This window comes from Pseudomonas moorei (genome assembly GCF_042846945.1).
Taxonomy (GTDB): domain Bacteria; phylum Pseudomonadota; class Gammaproteobacteria; order Pseudomonadales; family Pseudomonadaceae; genus Aquipseudomonas; species Aquipseudomonas moorei.
Genome location: NZ_AP035776.1, coordinates 3,912,292 through 3,929,477 on the forward strand (window position 1 = coordinate 3,912,292; position 17,186 = coordinate 3,929,477).

A 17,186-nucleotide genomic window follows, 5' to 3' on the forward strand; every position below is an offset into this window, starting at 1 on the left:
GCATCTCCCGGCGTTTGCTGGCGTTTTCTTCCCTTCTCGGGAATGGCGAAAACAGGGTGAAAATTATGGTGGCGCTGACCAGGAAACCTTTGACAGCCAAGTCGAGCGACACCGATGTCGGCATGCTTCCCGAGCTTCGATCACGGGCCGAGCGAGTCGCAGAAGGCCAATCGCTGCGCGAACGCGTGCCGCGAAGCAGTCATGCCTCCTGGTTGCAACCGGCCAAACGCCGCGACCCCATCGCGATACTCGAACAATCGAGCAAGGGTCGCTTGCCAGAGCTGCTGCCCATTCGCTATGGCCGCATGCTGCACAGTCCGTTTACCTTTATGAGGGGCTCGGCGGCACTCATGGCCCACGACCTCGCGAGCACGCCCAGCACCGGCATCCGGGTCCAGGCCTGTGGCGACTGTCACCTGCTGAACTTCGGCTTGTTCGCCACCCCCGAGCGCAACCTGGTCTTTGACATCAACGACTTCGACGAAACCTTGCCCGGGCCCTGGGAGTGGGATTGCAAACGACTGGCCGTCAGCTTTGTCTTGGCTGCACGCGATATTCACCTGTCCGCCGCCGAGGCCAGGGACTGTGTGCTCGAATGCGTTTGCGCCTATCGGCAACGCCTGCGCGAATACTCCCGGATGAGTCCTATGGAGGTCTGGTACGCCCGCCAGGACGTGGAAACCATCACGGCCATGGCTCCAAAAGGACAAACCAGAAAGAATCGCGAGGAGATCGCCGAAAAGGCCCACGCACATGTAGCAGAGCATCTGTTTCCGAAAATTGTCTGCGAGGAAAGTGGTCACTATCGCTTCATTGAACATCGACCGACCCTTGTCCATGTCGCTGAAGCGCAATTCGAAGCGCACGTTCATGATGGGCTTGCCGACTACCGGCAATCGCTGCCCGATGAACGTCGGGTGCTGTTGGATCGTTACCGCCTGGAAGACTTCGCCATGAAGGTGGTAGGCATTGGCAGCGTCGGAACCCGGTGCTATATCGTGCTGCTCGTGGACAAGGACGGTCATCCGCTGTTGCTGCAATTCAAGGAAGCCTGCCGCTCCGTCCTGGAGCCTTATTGCGGCAAGAGCCAGTATCAACTGCAGGGCCAGAGAATCGTCGTCGGCCAGCGGCTGATGCAGTCCGCCAGCGACATCTTTCTGGGGTGGGTGCGCGGTCGGCAGCAGCATGATTTTTTCGTACGCCAGTTGCGCGACATGAAGTACACCGCTCCAGTGGAAAAATTCTCGGCCGTGCAGCTCAAACGCTACGCGCAGGTGTGCGGATGGACACTGGCCCGGGCACATGCCAAGTCCGGAGACGCAGCGAGCATCAGCGGATATCTGGGTGGGGGCGATGCATTTGACCTGGCTCTGGCGACGTTTGCCCAATCCTATGCGGATCAGACCGAGCGCGATCATGCGGCCCTGGTCGAAGCTGTACGCGCCGGACGGATTCAAGCGCAGATCAATGAGTAACCCGTTCTGGTCAATGGAACCCGCTTGCTGGAGAGAGAGCGGGCGGTCGATGCGCCAACAGAACCCGCAGCCCTGATACCTCCACGCCGACGTCACGCCAGCCGCCTTACCGGGGCTCCTTGGCCTGGCGTTCATAGGCGCTGAACAGATCGTCTAGCACCGGGAAAATCGCGCTCTCGCCCAGCAACTGCTTGAAGTTGTAACGCGAATGAGCCGCCACATCCGGCATGACGTTGACTATCAGCAGGCGTACGCCCCGGGCCTTCAAGGTGGTGGCCAGGTTGCGGATGGTTTCCGCGGCCGAGTAATCGACATCATCGATCGCCGAACAGTCGATACAGAACCACCGCAAGCCGGGCATGGCCTGCTCGACCAGATGGTTGACTTCTTCGCTCAACTGGCGGGAGTTGGCGTAGTACATGCTGTGGGTGAAGCGGTAAATCAGCAGGCCGGGTCTTGCCTGGGCACCACTGGTCAGTACTACTGGATGCAACTTGCCTGACTCGGAAAAGGCCAGCAGAACGTTCTTCGGGTGATAGCCTCTGCGCAGATGGTCGATGATCGACAGTACCATCGCCAGAATGATGCCTTCCTTTACCCCCACGAACACCACGGTCAACAGGGTGATCAGTGCGACCCAGAACTCGTTTCGGCGCTGCACGTAAATGCTCTTCAGGCTTGTGAAATCCGTCAGTTCGATACCGATCATGAACACGACGGCAGCCAGAACGGCCTCCGGCATGTAAGCCAGGGGGGCGGTGAGGAACAGCAGCACGATCAGCACGATCAGCGCAGTCACCAGCAGTGACAGTTGGCTTCGCCCCCCGGCACTATCGACCATCTGGGTCTTGGTCGGACTGCCATTGACCACGAAAGTCCCCGACAGCGCGGCACCGACATTGGCGATTGCCAAGCCGATCAGATCGGTATTTTCACTGAAGGACTCGTTGTAGCGACTGGCGTAGGCGCGAGAGGTGGCGGCACTCTGGGCGAGAATCACCACGAACATGGCAAAGGCCGTTGGCATTAACCGGCTGAGCAATTCCGGGCTCCATTGCACGTTGGGCAGAGCGAAGTGGGGCAACCCGCTCGGCACAGAACCGAGAACCTGCATGTATGCGCCAAAATCAAGCGCCCAGCTCAGAGCGATTGCACCCACCACGGCAATGAGGGCTCCCGGAATCTTGTGCGACAGCTTCCGGCTTCCGACGATCACAATCAGCACCAATAGAGCCACACCCAAGGCATACCCGTTGACCTGATTCAGTCGCTGCAACGTCGACCAGAGCTTACCGAGCACGCCATGGCCATCTCCCGGCAAACCGAGCATGCCATCCAGCTGCCCCAGTGCCACTTGAATCCCCACGCCGGTGAGAAAGCCGACAAGCACGGTGCGTGAGAGGAAGTCCGCCATGAAACCCAAGCCCGCCAGGCGGGCGAGAATCAGCAGCCCGGCAGCCATCAGCGCGAGCAATTCGGCAAGGGCCAGGTATTCGTCCGATCCGGTAGCCGCGAGCCCCACCAGAGCCGCTGAAAGAATGGCGGCTGTCGCCGAGTCGGCGCCAACCACCAGATGTCGCGATGACCCGAAGAGGGCGAACAATATCGTGGGGATGAGCAGGGTATAGAGCCCGGTCACCACTGGGGTGCCGGCGATTTTCGTATACCCCATCACTTCGGGAATGGCGAGCGCGGCCAAGGTGAGACCGGCGATAACTTCAGCGGGAATCTGCTTCAGGCTCAATGGCAGCAGACCTTGGAGGACGGGTAGGTGAAAGCTTTTGTGTTTATCAGCGTCTGCCATTTTGCGATCCATATTCCCGGTTCAGGAATTGCTGGCTTTCTAGTCCCCGAATGTCAGTCTAGGCGGTTCTGAAACATGCACAAACAAGCTCACCCGCTGAATTGCACGACCAGCCAGGCGGTGACCCGCAATAAGCTCCCTGCCTGAGTTCCACCCGACCTCGGGTCCAGTGCCTTCGCCCTGCAGGATGAGTGTGCATCAGGACTTGTGATCGTTGTCAGCTTTCGAGTGAACTATCTGATAAATGTGATTAACAACCGCGAAGAAGAAGCCCGTGGATAAGCCGCACATGAGTATGCCGATCAAGCCCTCGGTCGGCCCGAACAACCGCCACGGTTTCGCGAGCGTCACGTCGCCGTAACCAATCGTCGCGTAAGTCACCCCAGAGAAGTAGAACGCCGTTTCAATATCGGGCAGGCATTTTTGCCACAGATAGAACATCCCCCAGATCGAGATCTCTGACATATGGAGCAGAATCAGGTAGCAGGCCACCCATACCAGTCTATTAATGATGGCCCAGAGGCGGTGTATATGCAGCGTTTCCAACCGCGCCAGAGCCTTCAGTATCAAAGCCAGGCCGATTGCATGCACCACCACGGTGATGGCCGCCAGCGCCCATGCGAAGAAGATAATTGAAGGCATCGGCGTTCCTCATGGAGGCTGTGACATGGATCGATTACAGCCCTCGCAGATACTCCGGCGAAGAGCATCCAATTGGCGGGTCAACGCGAGAGACCTTGACTGACCAACTGTTGGGCTGACGCTCTTGAGCATAGTGCACTGAGAATCCCTGCTGTTTCCTCGGTGACCCATGCACCTGACGGCGTTGCTCGGTTGTTTGCATCAGGCTGCGCAATTTGAGAGTCGCTTGCGCAATCGGGGAGGTTGGCGGGCGGTGCAATCGCTAGTTTAGGGCACATCCAAAAACAAGACCTTGCTATAGGAAGGCTTATGCAACACAGGCTTGCTGACCCCCTCTGTGTGCTCCGTGCAATCCAGCCAGTGGCGGTTGCTCTCGCCCAGGTTGCTCCACTGCCCGAACCCGGCCCGCCGCGCCGGCCTGAGGGCCACCGCCTCAGAGTCGACTAAGGGAAACCTTTAGCCAGGTTGAAGATTTCCCCCCGGTGGATGCTGTTCGTCTTGATATCGGCGCGACGCCTGCTGGCTTACCTTGCGTACCCAAGTGTCGTGTCCTCGCAGCGGACTGTTCCATGGATCTCGCCTGGCGTTTTACCCCATAACAAAAAGCCAATGTTTTTCGTTTTTAGTTTGATCCTGCTCCTATAAATACAGTGCCCAGGCACATACAGATGTGGAGATGTCAGATGTATCAGGTGAAGCAATCTTGCTGTGGGCTCGGTATTGTCTGCGTGTTGGGAATTATCTGTTCGCCATTGGCAGCCCATGCCGATGTTATTGATGACAGTCACTTAAAAGTAGATGCCCGTAACTTCTACCTGTATCGCAACTACACCAATACCAATGCGCCGGTTTCTGAAGTGGATAGTTGGTCTCAGGGTTTCGATGCGCAGTTTACCTCCGGTTACACCGACACGGCCCTGGCCATCGGTCTTGATGTGGATGCGCAATACGCCTTGCGCCTGGACTCATCGGGCAACGACGGTTCGCTGCCCTACAGCGTCAGTGACCAGCAGACGGCCGATGACTACAGTCGCGCCGGTGCGACCTTCAAAATGCGCTACAGCAAGACCGAGTTGAAGGTCGGCGATCTGCGCCCGCAGTTGCCGGTGGCGTTCGATGACACCAGTCGGCAGCTGGACACCATCTACCAGGGAGCCGTGGTCGAGTCCAGGGAAGTCGAGGGGTTGGCGCTGACCGGCGGCCGTTTCTGGTCGGCCGTGACACGGGAATCTTCCAATCACGAGAAACTGTATAAGTTTGGCTCCACCGATAATCTCGACAGTGACGGCCTGGACTTTGGCGGGGCCACTTACGACATTACCAGGAACCTGCAAGTCAGTTATTTCTATGGCGTCTTGCACGATATTTATAAGCAGCACTATTTTGGCCTGATGCACATGGCTGAGTTGGGTAATGGCTACAAACTTAAAACCGACTTGCGTTACTTCAATAACAATGAAGATGGTCGTGCGTTAGATGGGGCGATCGATAACCGCTCCTACGGTGCCTTGTTCACCTTGCTCAAAGGCGCTCACATGTTGGGTGTCAGTTACCAGCGCATGCTGGGTGACAGCGTATTCCCGACCATGAATGGTTATATCCCGCAACCCTATCTGGTGCACTGGTCGTCCCTCGGGTTCGTCCGACCGGAGGAAAGGTCCTGGGGGGCGCGCTACAGCTATGACTTTGCCGGGATGGGCATGCCGGGCCTGAAGTTCTACACCCGCTACATCAAGGGCACTCATTGGGATCGCGGCGGCAACCTGAGCGACAACCAGGAAAGCGAGCGCTACCTGGGGCTCAACTACGTGGTGCAGAGCGGGGCGTTGCAAGGCCTCGGGCTGGACCTGCGCAACATCGATGTGAAACAGAAGTACGGCTACGACTACAACGAGTTCCGTGTCGCCACGACCTACACCTGGAAGTTCTGGTAAGCCCGGAACAACCGGCGATCGACCCCATAACAATAAGAGGCCTGACCATGTTCGAACCCATTGTCCTTTGCATCTGCCCTGCAACTTTCCGGTCGGTGTCCTGTGCACCGTCACCCGCCGCGCTGCGCCCATGAGCGGATTCCAAGAGGAGCAAATGCTGATGAATATCCAGGTCGATAACGCCGTCCTGCAACAGAAGAAAACCTACATCTATGAGTGGTACGTGGTGGGCCTGTGCATGGTCGCCTACATCTTTTCATTTGTGGATCGGCAGATCCTGGCACTGATGATCGAGCCGATCAAAGCCGACCTGCAGATCAGCGACACCCAGTTCAGCCTGCTTCACGGGCTGGCCTTTTCGTTGTTCTACGCCTTCATGGGCATGCCCATCGCTTATCTGGCCGACCGCTTCTCGCGTCCGAAGATCATCGCCGTCGGCATAGTGTTCTGGAGCCTGGCGACTGCCGCCTGCGGTACGAGCAAGAACTTCCTGCACATGTTCCTCGCCCGCATTGGTGTCGGCGTCGGCGAAGCGGCCCTGTCGCCTTCGGCCTACTCGATGTTCAGCGACATGTTCCCCAAGGAGAAGCTGGGTCGTGCCGTGGGCATCTACTCGATCGGTTCGTTCGTGGGGGGTGGCCTGGCCTTCCTGGTCGGCGGCTATGTGATCGCCATGCTCAAGGACATGAACACCATCGAGGTCGCCTTTCTCGGCGCGATGAAGGCCTGGCAACTGGCGTTCTTCATCGTCGGGCTGCCCGGCATGGTGGTTGGCTTGTTGATCTGGCTCACCGTGCGCGACCCGGCACGCAAGGGCTTGCAGGTCGATGCGCAGGGTCGGGCGAAGAAGGTCGCGCTGAGCGATGGCTTGCGTTTTCTCGGCCGCCACCGTGCCACCTTCGCCTGCCATTACCTGGGCTTTTCGTTTTACGCCATGGTGCTGTTCTGCATGATGAGCTGGAGCCCGGCGCTGTATATCCGCAAGTTCGGCCTGTCGCCAATGGAGGCGGGCTACATGCTCGGCACCGTGCTGTTGCTGGCCAACACCGCCGGGGTGTTGTTCGGTGGATGGCTCACCGATAACCTGTCCAAAAAAGGTCATCAGGACGCCGCCATGCGCACCGGCGTCATCGGTGCCCTCGGCATGGTGGTGCCAGCCGTCCTGTTCCCGCAAGTGGACCAACTGTGGCTGTCGGTGAGTCTGTTGGTGCCGGCGATGTTCTTCGCTTCGTTCCCGATGCCGGCCTCCACGGCGGCGATGCAGATCCTCGCGCCGAACCAGGTGCGCGCACAGGTCTCGGCCGTGTTTCTGCTGATCAGCAATCTGCTGGGGTTGGGCCTGGGCACGACGCTGGTGGCGCTGTTGACCGACCGCTACTTCGGATCGCCCGCGGCAGTGGGGTCGTCGATGTCGCTGGTGATCGCCGGCGCGTCGGCATTGACCGTGCTGCTGCTCTGGCGTGGTTGCCGCCGCTTTCGAGAAAGTTATGCCCGGGAGTATCCGGCCGGGGCTTGATTGGTCATAGTCCATGATCGGCACTTCGGCCTCGCTCCTTTCTATAGGGAGCGAGGCCGCTACGCTCCGGATCGGGAGAACCCTTGATGTTGAATGACGTACACCTGCTGGAACGGCACAGCCTGCTCAGCTCGGCCGATTACCGTGAGATCAAGGACAAGGTCAGCCATTATCTGTGCCCGCACAGCTTCAACGTACTGCGTGACGAGCCGATCCACACCCGGCTCAACGGCGTATTCTTCGGCGAATCGGCGCTGCTCGACTTGTGCTATGGCGCGCCGGTGGAGATCAGCATCGGCGATATTGCCGATCAGTATCTGTTTCGCATTACCTTGCAGGGGCATTGCGAGGTGGCCCACGGGCGCCGTAGCGCGGCGATGCAGACGGGTTACCTGAGTGTTTCCTCGCCGTTCGCGCAAAGCCGCATCGTGACCGATGGCAAATGCCGCAACCTGATCCTGCGCGTCGACCGTGATGCCCTGGAGACGCAACTGCAACGCTTGCTCGGCCGCAGCCTGCGGCAGTCGGTGATCTTTGATGTCAGCGTCGACCACATGAGCGCCGGCGCTGTCAGTCTCTATCACACCCTGGACTACATCTGCCGGCTCTACGGCAGCGGTGTCGACGGTTCGCGTCTGGCCATCGGCCTGTCCGAATACCTGATGCAACTGCTGCTCACTCAACTGCCGCATAACTACTCCGCCGATCTGTTGATCGACTCGCGCGCGCCGCTGCCGCACCACGTGAAAAAAGCCCGCGACTACATCGAGGAGCACCTCGACGAGCCGATCAGCCTGGCGACGCTGAGCGAGTTATGCGGTGTGTCGGTCCGCACCTTGCAGAACGGCTTCAACCAGTTTCTCCAGCAGGCACCCGTCGAGTACATCCGTGAGCGTCGCCTGGCGGTGATCCATGAGTCGCTGAAGCAGGGCCGCGCAGGGGAAACCGTCACCGACATTCTGTTGCGTCACGGCATCAACAGCTTCGGGCACTTTTCCAGTGCGTATCGGCAACGCTACGGCTGCCTGCCGTCGGACACCCTGCGCCGGCAGAAGCATTGAGACTTCTGCGCAATCCGTCGATCGGTTGCGCAATCCGATAAGTCTGAGTCGGTACAGCCCGATAGCATCGAGTCTCTTACAAGAGGAGTGACTCCATGAATATTACGGTGCTGGGTGGTGGACACGGCTGTTACGCCGCTGCTGTTGAAATGGCTGAAAAGGGGCATCAGACCCGCCTGTGGCGTCGTGACGGCGCAGCGCTCAAGGAACTGTTGACCATCGGTAGCCTGACCATCAAGGACTACCAAGGTACTCGCCAACTGTCCGTCGGCAAGCCAGGTGACAAGCTGTCGCTGACCGACAACCTGGCCGAAGCCCTGGGCGACGCGCAACTGGTCATCATCCCGTTGCCGTCGACCTCCCACGAAGATTTGGCCAGACACGTGGCACCGCACCTGCACGACGGTCAGGTGGTGTTCCTGCCACCGGGTACTTTCGGCAGCTATGTATTCGCCAAGGCCATGGCCGATGCCGGCAACCAGAGCAAGGTCGCGTTCGCTGAAACCGGTACGCTGCCGTACCTGGTGCGCAAGCATGGCGCCAGTGACCTGGTGATCAGCGGCTACGCCACACGCCTGCCGACTGGCGTATTCCCCAGCAAGCTGTCCGGGCACGCCTTCTCGGTGTTGCGCCAGGCCTACCCGAGTGTCGAACCGATTGAGGACGCCCTGAGCGGTGCGCTGATGAACGCCGGTCCCGTCATTCACCCGCCGCTGATCATGATGAACGCCGGTCCCCTGGAACATTTCGAGGCCTGGGACATTCACAACGAAGGCACCCAACCGTCGATTCGTCGTGTGACCAACCAGCTCGATGCCGAGCGCATGGCCGTGCGCGAAGCGCTGACCTACGGCGCGCCGCACTTTCCCCTGGCCGATCACTACAACACCACCGAAGGCGACGAGTGGATGTACGGGCGCGGTGCTCATGGCAAGTTGACCGACAGCGGCGACTGGCGCGAAGAAATCGACCTGCGCACACATCGCTACATGCTCGAAGACACACGCCTGGGCCTGTCCTTCCTGGTTTCCGTCGGCCGTTGGGCCGGTGTGCCGACGCCGGTGGCGCAGGGCCTGCTGAGCATTGCCTCGGTCGTCGCCGGTCGTGATCTGTACGCCGAGGGCCGCACCCTGGAAAACCTCGGGCTGGCCAGGCTTGACCGGGTGCAAATGACCGAGCTTCTGACCAGGGGCTACAACTGATGAACGCTGTGTTGCCCCATGTCAGCGTGGTCGGCGCTGGCCGGATGGGCGAGGGCATCGCCCTGGCCTTCATCCATGCAGGCCTGCCGGTCACCCTCATCGACATCAAGGATCGCGCCGAGGATGAGCGGCACGGCTACTTCGAGCGTGTGCGCGACAACATCCGCAGTGAACTGCAGATGCTGGTACGCCTCGGTATGCTCCAGAGGGATCAGGCGGACATCGCGATATCCCGATTGTCGCTGCAATCGCGATCCGGGGCCGCAGAGGCATTGCGCCTGTGCGATCTGGTGTTCGAAGCGGTGCCGGAAGTCGTCGAAGTCAAGCAGCAGACTTTCGCCTGGGTCAGCGAGCATGTACCGGCGTCGACCATCATCGCGTCGACCACCTCGACCTTTCTGGTCACCGAGTTGAGCGAAATGGTCAGCGAACCGCAGCGTTTCGTGAACGCGCACTGGCTCAATCCCGCGTACCTCATGCCGCTGGTGGAAGTCAGCCGCAGCGAAGCGACCTGCCCACAGGTGGTCGAACGGCTACTGCAATTGCTCAAGCGGATCGGCAAAGTGCCCGTGGTGTGCAACCCGGTGGCGGGCTACATAGTGCCGCGCATCCAGGCACTGGCGATGAACGAAGCCGCCCGGATGGTGGAAGAGGGCGTGGCCAGCGCCGAAGATATCGACACGGCGGTACGCGTCGGCTTCGGTTTGCGCTTCTCGGTGCTGGGCCTGCTTGAGTTCATCGACTGGGGGGGAGGCGACATTCTCTACTACGCCTCGCGTTACCTGAGTGGAGCGCTGGCACCGCGCTTCGAGTCGCCACAGGTGATTGCGGACAATATGCAAAACGGCCGCAATGGCTTGCGCGATGGCCAGGGTTTCTACGATTACCATGACCTGGACGTGGACGCCTACAAACAGCAGCGTCTTGGCGCCTTTGTCCGCCAGCTGGCGTTGTCAGGGCTGACGCCAGCATTCGATGGCGCCTTGGGGCAGGCTTGAGCATCAGGGGGCGGAGGGATGCAAGGGGTCGATTTTTGCCTGTTAGGGGAGGGCAGGGATCGACCCATGACTGCCGGTCAGTTGGTCTTCAGAACCAAGGGCAATTCGAGGAACCCATGCATGGGGAAAGTTAGTACCTGCTAATTGGATTCCAGGCTCGGATTTCGCGTAGCTGCACGCAAAAAAGGCATTGTCAGCAGTCAGTACGAGGGCAGCCTGGAAGGACCGGCTTTTTCAACGCAATCGGCCGAAAGCCCTCTTTCAAGAAGATCCATATATGCACTCGTCAAGCTTCCTTGATCAGGTTCAGATTCAACCACAAGAAAGGCTGGCGCCCTGAGTGTAGGCGCTTTAGTTCATTTATGAGGGACAAGCTTTCGTAGGCGTCCAGCCAACACACCTTTCACTCACCGCTACATGGCGCTAGCAGTAATGTCCGATACACTCCTGTGACAGCATTTCTTACAGAACCCAGGTTGTGCGTCCGATTAGCTATTTACATGTGGGGTTTTGATGTGGCGGAAAGTTGATCGTGTCGTCATTTTAAGTCTAATGCTTACAAGCTGCTTTCTACCCGTATCCGCACAGCCGGCGCCTCCCGATCCTGGTCAGGCGATTGGCCGTTCGTTGTCAATTATTCGTTCAGCAACACCAGAGCAGCCGCAGGTCCTGAAAATACTTTTCTACGGGCAGTCGATCAGTACGCCGAAATGGACCGACCAGGCCATTGCGACGTTGCGAGCCAAATATCCCGACGTGGCCTTCGATTACCGCAACCTCGCTCTGGGGGGATGGGGCGCCGTTCTCTTGGAGCAGGCGGTTGCTCGCGATGTGGAGGAAGTCTATCCCGATCTGATCGTTTTCCACGCTTACGGCGATCACCGGGCCTACGAAAGAATCATACGGACCCTTCGCTCAAAGACGGCGGCCGACATCATCATTCAAACCGACCACGTCGTAAATCCGCTTGAACCCGTGTGTGACGCTGGCTTTCATCTTCAATGGTCGCCGCCCGAGGGCTGTGTGGGCCATTTCTGGTTCAAGCAAAGGAACTGGGAGGAGTTCATGTCGGGTGTCTGGGAACCCGCCCTGGCGGCGAAATATGACCTTGCACTGGAACCGCGCCGACAGCGCTGGAATAGCTATTTGCAGGAACATAATCTTCAAATAGCCGATCTTCTCGCCGATCCCCCGCACCCCAACGCCGAGGGGTGGACCCTCATGGCTAACCTGTTCACCTCTTGGGTCGAGGAACTCGGGGATCGTTTTCAAAACTATGGCAGGAGCACTTCCGGCCAGGTTCGGAGTTTTAATCCGCCGGTCCCTGGCGAAAAGACCTGTTATGAGTTTTTTGGGAACCGCGCCGAACTCATCGCCGCGGGGCCCCTGGACGGAAAAGTGAGTCTCACAATCGACGGAAAGGACCCGCGCGATCTGGACGGCTGCTGGCAGACCAGCCGCGTGACGCGTTTGACGAATGTTCCTGATTGGCCGGCCCTGACAAAAGTCGACGTCCGCCTGTCTTATCGAGAAGCGGATATCTGGACGCTTCGGGTACGGAATCTCGACAGTTCGCAAGAAAATTTCGACTTTGACGTCCAGAGCGCTCGTACAGGGGAAGAGGGAAGCGGCTCGGGTAAAGACGTTTTCACGTCGCGCTCGGGAAACGTCACCATACAGCCGGGTGCCTGGAACCTTTCCTATGCCAAGGCGATATCCGGTAAAGGTCTCGAGGAGGAACAAAGTTTTCAATGGGAGCGACGCTTCGTCTGCGCAGACGAGCTGCCGACGACTCTGGCAAATGGCTCGGTGCAGCAGCGTCATGTACTGGCAACCGGTCTTCCCAATACACATCACGTTATCGAGTTAACGGTTCCTTCTGATACGCCAGCGATTTCGGAATTGCGCGCTTATCGGCCACCGCTTGTTGACTGAAAATCACGCCGCTCGGACGAGAAGCGTCCGTGCATACAGCTTCCGATGCAGCCGGTGGTCATAAAGAATGTAGATGACTGGGGCGAAGCAAACAGGTGGTCATGTGGATTGCAACTTCGCAGTTGTCCCCGAAATGGCACCTTGGGCAGATACGTCGGTATTCCTCAGTCTCAGCTAAGTATTGCCTTGTATCTTTTCTTTCGCGCAAGTTCAGCATCGCTTGTCCCGATCAAAAAACCGGGGGACAACGCATGGTTCCATGACGAAGTGATGCGATGAGTAAAAGGCTATGCGTTTTTATGCTCAAACTTCAATTCAACGAGCGTGTGAACCCGGCTCCAGGAGCGACTCCTGCTAAATAGAGTTTTTATTTTGGTTTAACTGTTTTTTGACCTTTCGCTGTGCAACCTGCGCCCGCCCAACATTGCGGTACTGCTGCGGGTTGTCTCCCTACATGACTCATGGCTGTTTCTTCAGCGTGATACCCATATACCCTTATCTGATCAGGAACGTGTTTTCTTAATGAGTACCCATATCAATCTGAACAAGCTGCCGGAAATAACCCTGGCTTTCTGGGTTATGAAAATCTGTGCCACCACCCTCGGCGAAACCGCCGGTGACCTGCTGTCCATGACCCTGAATGTGGGCTACGCCATGAGTTCGCTGATCCTGATCAGCGCCTTTGTGGTGACGCTTGGCTTGCAGCTGTTTTCCAGGCGTCATAATCCGGTGCTGTACTGGATCGTGATTCTTTCCACCAGTACCGCGGGTACGACAATGTCGGACTTTATGGACCGCACCCTCGGCTTGGGCTATGCCTCGGGCTCGCTGATTCTCATCAGCCTGCTGATCACGATTTTTGCCGTCTGGCGCCTGAGCGAAAAAAGCCTGTCAGTGGACAGCATCCACACCACCAAGGGTGAGCTGTTCTACTGGACGGCCATTCTGATTTCCAACACCTTGGGTACGGCGCTGGGTGACTATCTGGCGGATGACTCGGGCCTGGGCTTTGCCGGTGGTGCACTGTTGATCGGCTCGGCGATTATCGCCGTCGTGCTGGCGAAGTTTTACACCCGTATTTCCGGCGTGCTGTTGTTCTGGGTGGCGTTTGTTCTCACTCGGCCCTTCGGTGCAACCCTTGGCGACTTCCTGACCAAGCCCCATGAAAAAGGTGGTCTGGACTTTGGCACCGTAGGATCCTCGTTGGTACTTGCCGCGGTCTTGGTAGTCCTGGTGGCCTTCGCCGCAAAAGCCCGCCGAGTGGAAGCAGTGTACGGTTAACGCCTGATAGGCGTAGGCCGTTACCGGTGTGAGGTGATAGCGATAGCTGGACCTTGGCAGTTGACCAGAAAGCCCGCTTACGCGGGCTTTCTGCTTTCCAGGTTACATGGCTGCGGGCGTGCCAGGACGATTACGTTGCAGAAGAAAATCTGCTGCGAGGACCGAGCGCAACGTCGAGTTGAAGTGACTGACGGGGGCGTTTGGTGCCTCACTTCAAAACGGCGACGGTGAGGGCTCAGCTTGTCGGATCATCAGCGACCGCTGATGAAAGGCTTATCTGACCTGTGGATTTCCAGCATCCAGGGCAAAAGTATGTGCGGCCGCCTCTATCCGTTCTTCGAGTTGGGCAATGTAGGCTTTGGCGTCCTCCAGGCTGGGGAATGAAACAGCCGTCTCGCCAAGCCAGACTTTGCAGGCGCTTCCTTGCTCATTGGTCTCAATAGTGATTTTCATTTGCAAACCCTTTGCTGTCGAAGTGGCGGAGGTTAGCGCACTTTTTAGATGATTCAAAATGTATCGGAGGCTCTATATCGGGCGTTTCAAGGTGATTTGATACGGGCCGGTTCGTTGAGCTCTTGAACGTTCTGGAAGGGGCAAACTAATACGGCTGCTCAATCCGATATCTCTACCGTGACTGCAACGCGCACGGATGGGCGGGCATTGAAAGACTGAATGAGTGCATGCCTCTAAAATGACTCAGTGCGTGAACTGCACTTTTCGCTCTTTCGATATGTGGTCGGTGAAGGCACAATGCGTGTCCTTTTTTGGCAGGCCCCGCCGGAGGCTCTGAAAATGATCAAAACACCCTATTACCTCATCGATAAGCAGAAGCTTCTGGTCAACATGCAGAAGATCGCCTACGTGCGCGAACAGTCCGGAGCCAAGGCCTTGCTGGCGCTCAAGTGCTTCGCGACCTGGTCAGTGTTCGACTTGATGCAGCAATACATGGACGGCACCACGTCGTCTTCGCTGTACGAGCTCAAACTCGGTCGGCAGAAGTTCGAAGGCGAGACCCATGCCTACAGCGTGGCCTGGGCCGACGACGAGATTGAGGAGATGCTCGAGAACTGCGACAAGATCATCTTCAATTCCATCAGCCAGCTGCAACGTTTTGCCAAGCGTTCAGAAGGCAAAATCCGCGGTCTGCGGGTCAACCCGCAAGTGAGCAGCTCCGATTATCTGCTGGCCGACCCGGCGCGCCCGTTCAGCCGTCTGGGCGAGTGGGACCCGGTGAAGATCGAAGGCGTCATCGACCAGATCTCCGGTTTCATGTTCCACAACAACTGCGAGAACAGCGACTTCGGTCTGTTCGACCAAATGCTGTGCACCATCGAAGAGCGCTTCGGCGAGCTGCTGCACAAGGTCGACTGGGTCAGTCTGGGCGGCGGCATTCACTTCACCGGTGAAGGCTATGCGCTGGACGCGTTCTGCGCGCGGCTCAAGGCGTTCTCGCAAAAGTACGGCGTGCAGGTCTACCTGGAGCCGGGCGAAGCGGCGATCACCAACAGCGCCTCGCTGGAAGTGACTGTGCTCGACACCCTCTACAACGGCAAGCACCTGGCGGTGGTGGACAGCTCCATCGAAGCCCATCTGCTTGACCTGCTGATTTATCGCCTCAACGCCAAGCTGGCGCCGAGCGAGGGTGATCACACCTACATGGTGTGCGGCAAGTCGTGCCTGGCCGGGGACATCTTCGGCGAGTACCAATTTGATCGTCCGCTGGCCATCGGCGATCGACTGTCGTTCATCGACACTGCGGGTTACACCATGGTCAAGAAGAACTGGTTCAACGGCCTGAAAATGCCATCCATCGTTGTGAAACAACTCGACGGTACAGTCGAAGTGGTTCGCGAATTTGGTTATGAAGACTACCTGTCCAGCCTTTCGTAAATCGGACAGATAAAGGAGAGATAACGCAATTGAAAAAGAACGTTCTTATCATTGGTGCAGGAGGTGTCGCCAAGGTGGTGGCCCACAAGTGCGCGCAGCACAACGACGAACTCGGTCGTATTGCCATCGCGTCGCGCAACATCTCCAAATGCCAGGCCATCATCGACAGCATCAAGGCAAAGGGCAGCCTCAAACAGCCTGCTGACATCAAGGCTTTCGCGCTGAACGCCCTGGATGTCGAAGCGACCAAGTCGCTGATCCGCGAAACCGGATCGCAAATCGTCATCAACGTCGGTTCCGCGTTCCTCAACATGTCGGTGCTGCGTGCCTGCATCGATACCGGCGTGGCCTACCTGGACACCGCCATTCACGAAGAGCCGGGCAAGGTCTGCGAGACGCCGCCCTGGTATGGCAACTACGAGTGGAACCACCTCGAAGAGTGCAAGCAGAAGAACATCACCGCCATTCTGGGTGTGGGGTTCGACCCGGGTGTGGTCAACGCATACGCCGCGCTGGCGCAACAACAGTATTTCGACCGCATTGATTCGATCGACATTCTCGACGTCAATGCCGGTTCCCACGGCAAGTATTTCGCCACCAATTTCGACCCGGAAATCAATTTCCGCGAATTCACCGGACAGGTCTGGAGCTGGCAGAACAGCCAGTGGACCAGCAACACCATGTTCGAAGTCAAACGCACCGACGACCTGCCGGTCGTAGGGGCGCAGAACCTGTACCTGACCGGCCACGATGAAGTGCACTCGCTGTCGAAAAACCTCGACGTGCCCAACGTGCGTTTCTGGATGAGTTTCGGCGAGCACTACATCAATGTGTTCACCGTGCTCAGGAACCTCGGCCTGCTCTCGGAGCAACCGGTCAAGACCGCCGAAGGCCTGGAAGTTGTGCCGCTCAAAGTGGTCAAGGCCGTGCTGCCTGACCCGAGCTCGCTGGCACCCGGCTACACCGGCAAGACCTGCATCGGCGATCTGGTCAAGGGCACCAAGGATGGACAACCGCGCGAGGTGTTCATCTACAACGTGGCCGATCATGAAGACGCCTTTGCGGAAACCGACAGCCAGGGCATTTCCTATACGGCTGGCGTGCCGCCGGTGGCCGCAGCGCTGCTGGTCGCCCGAGGCGAGTGGGACGTGCAACGTATGGTCAACGTCGAGGAGCTGTCGGCTGAGCCGTTCCTCACGGCACTGGACATGATGGGCCTCCCGACCCGCATCAAGGACGAGAATGGAGACCGTCCCTGGAACGCCTGAAGTTCACTTAGCCTGTGAGCCTCATTGCCCGCTCCAAAAAAAAGCCGCTCACTGAGCGGCTTTTTTCGTTTTTTGTCCCGCCCCGAATAAGGTTTACACCTTCTGACTTCTTTTCAGGAAGGTGCAATAGATCCTGGCACGAAGCGCAGTCAGCGAAATTACACGCTGGCTTTTAAATTG

The 17,186-nt window shown here is 58.1% G+C and carries 13 protein-coding genes; 10 read left to right on the plus strand and 3 right to left on the minus strand.

All coding sequences use genetic code 11. From position 1 onward, the window contains the following. Window positions 1–65 precede the first annotated feature (65 nt). The gene (locus ACGJAX_RS18510; RefSeq protein ID WP_390955652.1) at window positions 66–1,475 is read left to right on the plus strand and encodes a DUF2252 family protein; all 1,410 of its coding nucleotides are present in this window, start codon (window positions 66–68) and stop codon (window positions 1,473–1,475) included. A 106-nt stretch (window positions 1,476–1,581) separates the two neighbouring features. On the opposite strand, the gene ACGJAX_RS18515 is transcribed toward ACGJAX_RS18510, so the two are convergent. Both ACGJAX_RS18515 and ACGJAX_RS18520 read right to left on the minus strand, forming a co-directional pair. Then, entirely contained in the window at window positions 1,582–3,279 is a 1,698-nt protein-coding gene (locus ACGJAX_RS18515) for a SulP family inorganic anion transporter (RefSeq protein ID WP_390955653.1), read from the minus strand. Between the two features lie 198 nt (window positions 3,280–3,477). Further along, window positions 3,478–3,921 (minus strand): ion channel, encoded by a 444-nt coding sequence (locus ACGJAX_RS18520; RefSeq protein WP_390955654.1) that lies wholly within the window; start codon window positions 3,919–3,921, stop codon window positions 3,478–3,480. A 683-nt stretch (window positions 3,922–4,604) separates the two neighbouring features. Here ACGJAX_RS18520 and ACGJAX_RS18525 point away from each other — a divergent pair. The 7 genes from ACGJAX_RS18525 to ACGJAX_RS18555 all read left to right on the plus strand — a co-directional run bounded on the left by ACGJAX_RS18525 (window position 4,605) and on the right by ACGJAX_RS18555 (window position 13,848). Further along, window positions 4,605–5,855, plus strand: a complete 1,251-nt coding sequence (locus ACGJAX_RS18525) for an OprD family outer membrane porin (protein ID WP_390955655.1) — start codon at window positions 4,605–4,607, stop codon at window positions 5,853–5,855. Window positions 5,856–6,015: 160 nt separating this feature from the next. Further along, window positions 6,016–7,371, plus strand: coding sequence for an MFS transporter (locus tag ACGJAX_RS18530; RefSeq protein WP_390959919.1), 1,356 nt, complete (start codon window positions 6,016–6,018; stop codon window positions 7,369–7,371). 86 nt (window positions 7,372–7,457) lie between these two features. Beyond that, on the plus strand, window positions 7,458–8,432 hold the full coding sequence (locus ACGJAX_RS18535) for a helix-turn-helix domain-containing protein (RefSeq protein ID WP_390955656.1): 975 nt from the start codon (window positions 7,458–7,460) through the stop codon (window positions 8,430–8,432). 95 nt (window positions 8,433–8,527) lie between these two features. Next, entirely contained in the window at window positions 8,528–9,634 is a 1,107-nt protein-coding gene (locus tag ACGJAX_RS18540; protein ID WP_248915081.1) for an NAD/NADP-dependent octopine/nopaline dehydrogenase family protein, read from the plus strand. Continuing rightward, window positions 9,634–10,632, plus strand: coding sequence for a 3-hydroxybutyryl-CoA dehydrogenase (locus tag ACGJAX_RS18545; protein WP_390955657.1), 999 nt, complete (start codon window positions 9,634–9,636; stop codon window positions 10,630–10,632). The genes ACGJAX_RS18540 and ACGJAX_RS18545 overlap by 1 nt, the downstream gene beginning before the upstream one ends. A 513-nt stretch (window positions 10,633–11,145) precedes the next feature. Beyond that, window positions 11,146–12,567 carry an SGNH/GDSL hydrolase family protein gene (locus ACGJAX_RS18550; RefSeq protein ID WP_390955658.1) on the plus strand — a complete coding sequence of 474 codons (1,422 nt, stop codon included), beginning with the start codon at window positions 11,146–11,148 and terminating at the stop codon, window positions 12,565–12,567. Window positions 12,568–13,107: 540 nt separating this feature from the next. Then, entirely contained in the window at window positions 13,108–13,848 is a 741-nt protein-coding gene (locus ACGJAX_RS18555; protein WP_390959921.1) for a hypothetical protein, read from the plus strand. A 273-nt stretch (window positions 13,849–14,121) separates the two neighbouring features. On the opposite strand, the gene ACGJAX_RS18560 is transcribed toward ACGJAX_RS18555, so the two are convergent. After that, window positions 14,122–14,301, minus strand: coding sequence for a hypothetical protein (locus ACGJAX_RS18560; RefSeq protein WP_090323087.1), 180 nt, complete (start codon window positions 14,299–14,301; stop codon window positions 14,122–14,124). 339 nt (window positions 14,302–14,640) lie between these two features. Between ACGJAX_RS18560 and ACGJAX_RS18565 the strand changes: the two genes are divergently transcribed. Together ACGJAX_RS18565 and ACGJAX_RS18570 are read left to right on the plus strand one after the other, a co-directional pair. Continuing rightward, entirely contained in the window at window positions 14,641–15,738 is a 1,098-nt protein-coding gene (locus tag ACGJAX_RS18565) for a carboxynorspermidine decarboxylase (RefSeq protein WP_090327389.1), read from the plus strand. A gap of 29 nt (window positions 15,739–15,767) precedes the next feature. Beyond that, a complete protein-coding gene (locus ACGJAX_RS18570) occupies window positions 15,768–17,006 on the plus strand; it encodes a saccharopine dehydrogenase family protein (RefSeq protein ID WP_247256834.1) in 1,239 nt (412 codons plus the stop codon). Window positions 17,007–17,186: the final 180 nt, after the last annotated feature.